The 8,215-nt window shown below is 71.9% G+C and carries 7 protein-coding genes; 1 reads left to right on the top strand and 6 read right to left on the bottom strand.

The window, feature by feature from the left end:
• On the bottom strand, positions 1-510 hold a 510-nt coding region (locus VGR06_RS05505), incomplete at its 3' end, for a Scr1 family TA system antitoxin-like transcriptional regulator (RefSeq protein WP_327557858.1).
• Positions 511-612: 102 nt separating this feature from the next.
• On the opposite strand from VGR06_RS05505, the gene VGR06_RS05500 reads away from it, so the two are divergent.
• A complete protein-coding gene (locus tag VGR06_RS05500; RefSeq protein WP_327557857.1) occupies positions 613-855 on the top strand; it encodes a hypothetical protein in 243 nt (80 codons plus the stop codon).
• Here VGR06_RS05500 and VGR06_RS05495 read toward each other — a convergent pair.
• The 5 genes from VGR06_RS05495 to VGR06_RS05475 all read right to left on the bottom strand — a co-directional run bounded on the left by VGR06_RS05495 (position 852) and on the right by VGR06_RS05475 (position 8,190).
• Positions 852-3,419, bottom strand: a complete 2,568-nt coding sequence (locus VGR06_RS05495) for an ATP-binding protein (RefSeq protein WP_327557856.1) — start codon at positions 3,417-3,419, stop codon at positions 852-854. The two genes, VGR06_RS05500 and VGR06_RS05495, sit on opposite strands and share 4 nt — an antisense overlap.
• 109 nt (positions 3,420-3,528) lie before the next feature.
• A complete protein-coding gene (locus tag VGR06_RS05490) occupies positions 3,529-4,521 on the bottom strand; it encodes an aldo/keto reductase (protein ID WP_327557855.1) in 993 nt (330 codons plus the stop codon).
• 44 nt (positions 4,522-4,565) lie between these two features.
• A complete protein-coding gene (hutI, locus tag VGR06_RS05485; protein ID WP_327557854.1) occupies positions 4,566-5,726 on the bottom strand; it encodes an imidazolonepropionase in 1,161 nt (386 codons plus the stop codon).
• Positions 5,723-7,009: a formimidoylglutamate deiminase gene (locus tag VGR06_RS05480; protein WP_327557853.1), complete on the bottom strand. Its 1,287-nt coding sequence runs from the start codon at positions 7,007-7,009 to the stop codon at positions 5,723-5,725. Before VGR06_RS05480 ends, hutI begins: the two co-directional genes overlap by 4 nt.
• Positions 7,006-8,190, bottom strand: a complete 1,185-nt coding sequence (locus VGR06_RS05475) for an allantoate amidohydrolase (RefSeq protein ID WP_327557852.1) — start codon at positions 8,188-8,190, stop codon at positions 7,006-7,008. The genes VGR06_RS05480 and VGR06_RS05475 overlap by 4 nt, the downstream gene beginning before the upstream one ends.
• Between the last annotated feature and the right edge of the window lie 25 nt (positions 8,191-8,215).

Raw genomic sequence — 8,215 nt, 5'->3', positions numbered from 1 at the left:
CACCACGTGCAGGTGTGGCGGGTTGGGACCGTCCAGCGGAGCCTTGCGCATCATTCGGGCTTCGACTCGGCGGTCGACTTCGGCGAGTCGGACGTTTGGTGCACCGGTCTCGATCACGGCTCGGGCGTAGCGCTCGGTTTGGAGCATGCCGTAGACGAGCCCGGAGCAGTACGTGCGGATGCTTTCGGCGCCGTGTTCGAAGCCGAACATGCGAAGTAGCTCGTCGTTGAAGAGGGCGGAGAACTTGATCCACCAGCCACGGTTGAGGGCTTGGGAGCGGAGGTGGAGGAGTTCGATGATGGTGGGTTGGTCGAACTCCAGGAGGGTGGCCAGGTCGGTCAGTTTCTCTTCGGAGAGTTGCTGTTTGCCCTTCTCGACGGCGGAGAGGTAGCTGGTGGCGATCTTGGTCCTGGTCTGCACGTCTTTGCCGAGGAGGCCGAGCAGCTCACGCTTCTCCTTGAGGCGGCGGCCGAGGTCCCAGGCCGCGACGACGGAGGAGGTGAGTGCCATGGCGTTCTCGATTCACTCGATCGGTGCACTGCGGAACTTAATTAAGGCTGATACGGTTCGTGCCGAAGTATAGTCGACGGACTGTTGATATCGGAGGGTGGCATGGACGAGCCGGAGACCACACGGATCAAGAGCACCACACCGCGGCGGGAGTGGCTGCTGCGCTGTTCCGACACCGATGGCCGCGTCTCGACGTGCTCCGTCTGTGTCACCAACGGAACCGTCGAGGTCGTCGGGCCGCGCGACGACGTGATCTCGTTGAGCCCAGGGGAGATCGCCGAGTTCCACGCCGCACTGCACGAGGCGATCGAGCGGGCCGAGGCCGACCTCAGCGAATCCGTTTAGTGGTGCGGCTCCAGCACGCCGCCGAGCTTGGCGCGGAGAACGGCGGTGTCGGGGTGTTTGAGGTCGGCGAGAATGGTGAGCGCCTGCTGCCAGGCATCGCGGGCGGCTGAGAGATCGCCGGCGGCCTGGTGGGTGTCGCCGAGGTGGGTGAGGGTGTCGGCCTCCTCGTAGCGGTTGCCGATCTCGCGGTAGAGGTTGTAGGCGTGCTCGTAGGAATAGGCGGCCTGGGTGAAGTCGCCGAGCTCGTGGTGGACGTAGCCGAGACTGTCCCAAGTGGCCGCTTCGCCTTCGCGGTCGCCTAGTTTCTGAAGCAGGGCAAGGGCTTCCTGGCAGCGGGTGAGCGCCTGGCGGTGCTCGCCGAGGAGGGCGTGGTACCAGCCGACCGCATTCAACGCCACGGCCTCGCCGCGGGGGTGGTCGGCGGCGCGGAACAGGCTGAGGGTCAGCTCCGCGTGCTCGAGGGCCTGGTCGGGACGGCCCTGGCGCTCCCACAGGTAGGCGAAGTGGTCGTGGGTGTGGGCCTGGCCGGCGTGGTCGCCGGCGACGGCACACAGCTCGAGTGAGCGTTGCAGGCTGTTCTCGGCGTTCTGGTAGCTGCCCAGTTGCAGGTGCGCCCAGCCGAGGCGGCGGTGCGCGTAGGCCTGCGCGACCGGGTCCTCGAGCCGGTCGGCGGCGGCCAAAGCTGCTGACCAGAGGTTGCCGAGGTGGTGCCAGCGGCCGCGGCGGTCCAGGTAGGTGTCCACGGTCCAGGCCAGTTGCCAGGCGTGGGCGTCGAACCCGGCGGCGCGGGCCGGCAGCACCAGGGTGAGCAGGACGGGGTGCTCGGCCTTGAGCCAGGCCGTCGCCGAGCGGTGGTCGGCCGGTTGCTCGGGCAGGACCCCGGTCGCGGGTGCGGCGAGGGCGAGGGCGATCGGGTCCCGGGCGGGATGCAGCAGGCAGGCGGCGGAGTGCGCGGTGTGCAGGTAGTGGTCGAGTAGCCGGCCGAGGGCGGTGTGCCGGTGGCGGTCCGGGTCGTGGGTGTGGGTGAGGTCGGTGACGTACGCGCGGAGCAGGTCGTGGAAGGTGTACCGGTGCGGGGTGTGCTCGGCGACCAGGCTGGCGCGGGCGAGCTCGATCAGCAGCCGGCGGGTGTGGAGCCGCGGCAGGCCGGCGAGGCTGGCGGCCGCGGCCGGTGAGACGTCCGGGCCGGGGTGCAGCCCGAGCAGCCGGAACAGCCGCGCCGCGGCCGGAGTCAGCGCGGTGTAGGACCAGGAGAACACGGCTCGCACCTCGCTGACCGGGTCGCCGGCGTCCAGCGCGTCGAGTGGGCCGCCGGCCTCGGTGAGCTCGGCGGCGAGCGCGGAGAGCGCGAACCCGGACTGGGCGCCCCGGGCGGCGACGATGGCGAGGGCCAGCGGCAGGCGCGCGCACCGGGTGATGATCTCCTCGACCGCGGCGGGTTCGGCGGTGACCCGGTCCGCGCCGAGCCGGCGGGCCAGCAGTTCCCGGGCCTCGTCCGGGCTGAGCAGGTCGAGGGCCAGCGGCTGGGCCCCGTCGACCGCGACCAGGCTGGTGAGCTGGTTGCGGCTGGTCACCAGCACCAGCGCGGTCGGGGTGCCGGGCAGCAGCGGCCGGACCTGCTCGGCGTCGCTGGCGTTGTCCAGCAGCACCAGCACCCGCCGGCCGTCCAGCAAACCGCGGTACAGCGCGGCCTGCGCCTCCAGGCCGGGCGGGATCTGGTCCGGCGGAACGTTGAGGTTGTCCAGCAGCGCGCGGATCGCCTCGTCCGGCGGCATCACGTGCCCGGCCGAGTCGAAGCCGCGCAGGTTCAGGTACAGCTGCCCGTCCGGGAAGCGCCTGCGGACCTGGTGTGACCAGTGCACCGCGAGCGCGGTCTTGCCGACGCCCGGCGGGCCGGTGATCACCACCGGCCCGCGGCGATCCCCGCCATCCACGTCGAGCAGGGATCGCAGCCATGCCAACGGTTCGCGGCGGCCGGTGAAGTCGACGACGTCCGGCGGCAGCGAGGCCGGCACCCGCGGGGTCGCGGTCGGCGTGTCATAGCCGTCGAGCCGGGAACTGCCCAGGAACCGCGACGGCGCACCGAGCGGCGCCGCCGCGGCCAGGCCCGGAACCAGCCCGGCCAGCCGCGTGGCCAGCCGTTGCACGTCCTCGCCGAACGTCTCGTGGGCCACCCGGGCGGCCTGCAGGAACGCGAGCTGGTTGATCTCCACCGGCAGGTCGACCGCGCTCGGCTGGGCGGTGTTCTCCAGTAGGACGGGAATAATCGGAATACCACGGGAAAACGCGGTGGCAATCTCGCGGCGAACCCAGTCGCCGTTCCGGTCGATCACGCGTCCCTCGCCGTCGAGGAGGGCGAGCCACTCCGGGCCGATAATGGCCAGCAGCACCGTGGACCGTTCCAGGGCGTTCCGGATGACCGAGGGATAGTGCTCACCGGGCCGCAGCGACACGCAGTCCCGAAATACCCGGTTGGCGCCGAAACGCTGGACCAGGATCTCGTACACCGCGGCCGCGCCGAACCGCTCGTCCCTGACCCGGTAGCTGATAAACACCTCGGTCATCGGCGCCTCCGGCGGTCCCCGTCCCGTCACCACACCCGCTGGCATGGTAGGCGACCGCCGGGAGCCGTTCTGTTTCATTAGACAAGACAGAACGGGCGTTAATCAGCGTTTACCAGGCGTAGGCCTCCGGGGCGGGCTGGGCACCGTTCGGACCGGGTGCGGGGAACAGTTCGTCGAGGGTGGCGAGGGTCTTTTCGTCGAATTTGATCTCCACGGAACGCAGGGAGTTGTCCAGTTGGGCGAGGGTGCGGGGGCCGATGATGGGGCCGGTGACGCCGTCCTGGTGCAGAAGCCAGGCCAGGGCGAGGTTGGCCGGGTCCTCGCCGAGGTCGGCGGCGAGCTTCTCGTAGGCCTCGATGGTGTCGCGCCGCTCGGCGAGGGCGGCCGCGGCGGGGCCGCCGGCGCTGCGCGCGGCGTCGTTCTCCCGTTGTTTGCGGAGAATGCCGCCGAGGAGTCCGCCATGCAGGGGAGACCAGGGGATGACGCCGAGGCCGTAGTGGCGGGCGGCGGGGAGGACCTCGAGCTCGACCCAGCGGGAGAACAGGTTGTACAGGGATTGCTCGCTGACCAGGCCGAGCATATGGCGGCGCAGGGCGGATTCCTGGGCCTGGGCGAGGTGCCAGCCGGCGAAGTTGGAGGAGCCGAAGTAGAGGACCTTGCCCTGCTGGCGGAGCACCGAGAAGGCCTCCCAGATCTCGTCGAACGGGGTCGACCGCTCGATGTGGTGCATCTGGTAGAGGTCGAGGTAGTCGGTCTGCAGGCGGCGCAGCGACCCTTCGGCGGCGCGCCGGATGTTGAGTGCGGACAACCGGTTCTCGTTGGGCCAGTCGCCCATGCTGCCGTAGAGCTTGGTGGCGAGCACGGTCCGCTCGCGGCGGCCATCGCCGGAGGCGAACCACCGGCCGATGATCTGCTCGGTGATGCCTTCACCCTTGGTCCGGCCGTAGACGTTGGCGGTGTCGAAGAAGTTGATGCCGTGCTCGTGCGCGCGGTCCATGATCGTCCGACTGTCCTCTTCGGACGTCTCCGGCCCGAAGTTCATGGTGCCCAGTACCAGGCGGGAAACGGACAGACCGCTGCGGCCGAGGTTGGTGTACTCCATGAAACCGAACCTACCCCCGGAGCAACTCCAGGTAGGTGACGCCCTCAGCGAACGCGGACGCCGCGCTGCCACACGGCGTGGGTGAGCGGGACGCCGGGGCGGTAGGCGAGGTGGGTGGCCGAGGGGGCGTCGAGGACGTGCAGGTCGGCGCGGGCGCCGGGGCGCAGCACGCCGACGGCGCCGGCGCCGGACTCGCGGCGCAGGGCGCGGGCGCCGCCCCAGGTAGCGGCGCGGACGGCCTCGGCGACGGTCATGCGCATCTGGAGGACCGCGGTGGCGACGCAGAACGCCATGGACGAGGTGTAGGACGAGCCGGGGTTGCAGTTGGAAGCGAGCGCGACGGTGGCCCCGGCGTCGAGCAGCGCGCGGGCGTCGGGCAGGGGCGAGCGGGTGGACAGGTCACAGGCGGGGAGCAGCGTGGCCACGGTGTCCGAAGAGGCCAGGGCGTCCACATCGGACGGTGTGAGGTGGGTGCAGTGGTCCACGCTGGCGGCGTCGAGCTCGACTGCGAGCCGCACGCCCGGGCCGGGGCCGAGCTGGTTGCCGTGCACGCGCAGGCCCAGGCCGCGGTCCCGGGCGGCCTTGAGCACCGCGCGCGACTGGTCCTCGTCGAACGCACCGGCCTCACAGAACACGTCCGCCCAGCGCACGTGCGGGGCGACCGCGGCGAGCATGTCGCCGCACACGAACTCCACGTAGTCGCCGGCATCCCAGCCGGGCGGCACGACGTGCGCGCCGAGGAACGTCACCTCGTCGACGTAGGTCGCGGCGAGGGTGGCCGACCGCAGCTCGTCGGCCACGGTCAGGCCGTAGCCGGTCTTGGTCTCCAGGCAGGTGGTGCCCTGCGAGATCGCCTCGGCCACGTGCCGGCGCAGCCCGGCGGCCAGCGCGGCGTCCGAGGCGGCCCGCGTGGCGGCTACGGTGACCGCGATTCCTCCTGCGGTGTAAGGGAATCCGGCCATGCGCGCGGTGAACTCGGCGGTCCGGTCGCCGGCGAAGACGAGGTGCGTGTGGCTGTCCACCCAGCCCGGCAGCACCGCCCGGCCGCCCAGGTCCACCCGGCTGTCCGCGGCGGGCACCCGGTCGGCCGGGCCGGCCCACGCCACCCGGTCGCCCTCGATGACCAGCGCGGCGCCGGCGATCTCGCCCAGCTCGTCGTCGTTCGTGGTCAGCTCGCCGATCCCGGTCAGCAGCAGCGACTTCACCACAGCCTCCCGATCTCCGCGGTGAGCAGCCGCCCGACGTCGCCGAGCCGCTCGTGGTGGCCGTCCCTGGCCACGATCCTGCCGCCGACGACCACCGTGTGCACATCGGACGCGGTCGCGGCCAGCAGCACCTGGTCCGGCTCGCAGCCCGCGGTCCGCACCGAGTCGGTCCGCACCGCGACCAGGTCCGCGTGCGTGCCGGGCCAGCCGAGGCTCGCGTGCCCGGCCGAGGTGAGCGCGACCCCGAGCTCGGCCGGGGTGAACCGGCCGCGCCGCCCGGTGCGCAGCCGCTCGCCGTGCTCCAGGGCGCGCGCCTCGGCCAGCGGATCCACGACGGCGTGCTGGTCGCTGCCCAGTGAGATCGGGCAACCCGCGTCGGCCAGTTCCCGGGCCGGGCCGATCCCGTCGGCGAGGTCGGCCTCCGTGGTCGGGCACAGGCACGCCCCGGTCCCGGTCCCACCGAGCAGCTCGATGTCCGATGTGGACAGATGGGTGGCGTGCACCGCGGTGGTACGCGGGGAAAGCGCGCCCGCCTCGGCCAGCAGCTCGGTCGGCGTTCGCCCGTACGCCGCGAGGCAGGCCTCGTTCTCGGCGGGCTGCTCGGAGAGGTGGACGTGCAGCGGCCAGTGCACGTCGGACGCCGCCACCGCGGGCAGGTCGGCGCGCGGCACCGCCCGGACGGAGTGGATCGCGGCGCCGACCCGCATCGTCGCGTCCGGGCGCAGCGCGGCCACCCGCTCGGACCAGGCGTCCACGGTGCCGTCGGAGAACCGTTGCTGTTCGGGCGAAACCGGGGTGTCGATCCCGCCCGCCAGGTAGCAGGTGTCCAGCAGGGTCATCCGGATTCCGGCGTCGGCGGCGGCCTGCCGGAGCGCTTGGGCCATCACGTTGGGGTCTTCGTAGCGGACCCCACCCGCGGCGTGGTGCACATAGTGGAACTCGCCGACGCAGGAGACGCCGGCCACGGCCATCTCCGCATACACCGCGCGGGCCAGCGCCAGGTAGCCGTCCGGGTCGAGCCGCCCGGCCAGCGCGTACATCCGCTCCCGCCAGGTCCAGAACGTGCCACCGCCGCCGTGCGTGCGCCCCCGCAGCGCGCGGTGGAACGCGTGCGAGTGCACATTGGCGAACCCGGGGAACACCAACCCGCTCAACCGGTACGCATCTGACGGCACTCTGTCCATAATGGACAGTGTGTCGATCGTGCCGCCCTCCCCGACGGTGACCAGGACACGATCCCGGATACCGCTGGGCTGCCAGAGCCGTTCGCACCAGTAGTTCATCGAGCGAGATGTTCCAGCACCGCGGCCAGCGCCACCACACCCGCCGCGCAGTCCTCCGGTTCGGCGTGCTCGGCGGGCGCGTGGCTGACCCCGGTCGGGTTGCGCACGAACAGCATCGCGGTCGGCACGTGCACGGCCAGGATTCCGGCATCGTGCCCGGCGCCGGTGGGCAGTGCCGGCACCCCGCCGAGTATCTCTGCCAACTCGTCGCGCAGCGCCGGATCGAAATGGACGGTGTCGCCGTAGGACTCCTCGACGACGCGAACTTCGCAGCCCTCGTCGGCCGCGGCCGAGCCCGCCGCCGCGGTGATCTCCTCGACCATGGACCGGGTCTCCGCGCTGCCGGGTGCCCGCGCGTCCAGCCAGGCGTCCACAGTGGACGGGATGACGTTGGTGCCGCCGGGGTTGGGCACCAGCCGGCCGACCGTGGCCCGGGCGCCGCCGGTCGCGGCCCGCCGGGCGGCCAGCACCAGCTGCGAGGCCGGCACCATCGGGTCGCGCCGGTCGGCGATCGGTGTCGCCCCGGCGTGGTTTCCCTCACCGGTGAACGTGAACCGCCACCGGCCGTGCGCCAGGATCGAGCTCGCCACCCCGACCGGGACGGTCAACCCCCGGCCCTGCTCCACATGCAGCTCCACGAACGTGCCGATCCGTTCCAGCGCAACGTCATCGCGCCCGAACCGCTCCGGGTCGAGGCCCGCCCGGCGCGCGGCGTCGGCGAACGTGATCCCGTCCCCGTCCCGCAGGTTCAGCGCCCGCTCGGCGGAGATCGCGCCGGTGAGCAGCCGGGAGCCAAGGCACGGGACGCCGAACCGCCCACCCTCCTCCTCGGCGAACGCCACCACGGCGAACGGCCGGGAGGGTGTGAACCCGTTGGCCCGCAACGAGTCCACCGCCTCGAACGCGGAGACCACGCCGAGCGGTCCGTCGAACGCACCGCCGCCCGGCACGGAGTCCAGGTGGCTCCCGGTGATCACTGCACCCGGCCCCGGCGAGCCCCACCACGCCCAGAGGTTCCCGTTGCGGTCCACCTCGACCGAAAGCCCTCGACGCGACGCCTCGGCCGTGAACCACTCGCGCAGCTCCAGCTCCGCGGCGTCGAACACGTGCCGCGAGTAGCCGCCGCGCCGGGAGTCGCGCCCGATCCCGGCGAGGTCGTCCAGGTGCGATGAATGACTCATTCAGTGCACCCACCGCACTGAATGG

Source organism: Actinophytocola sp. (genome assembly GCF_036002505.1).
Lineage (GTDB): Bacteria > Actinomycetota > Actinomycetes > Mycobacteriales > Pseudonocardiaceae > DASYTH01.
Note: the sequence above shows the minus strand (reverse complement) of the source record. Positions and strands in the feature narration are given on the sequence as shown.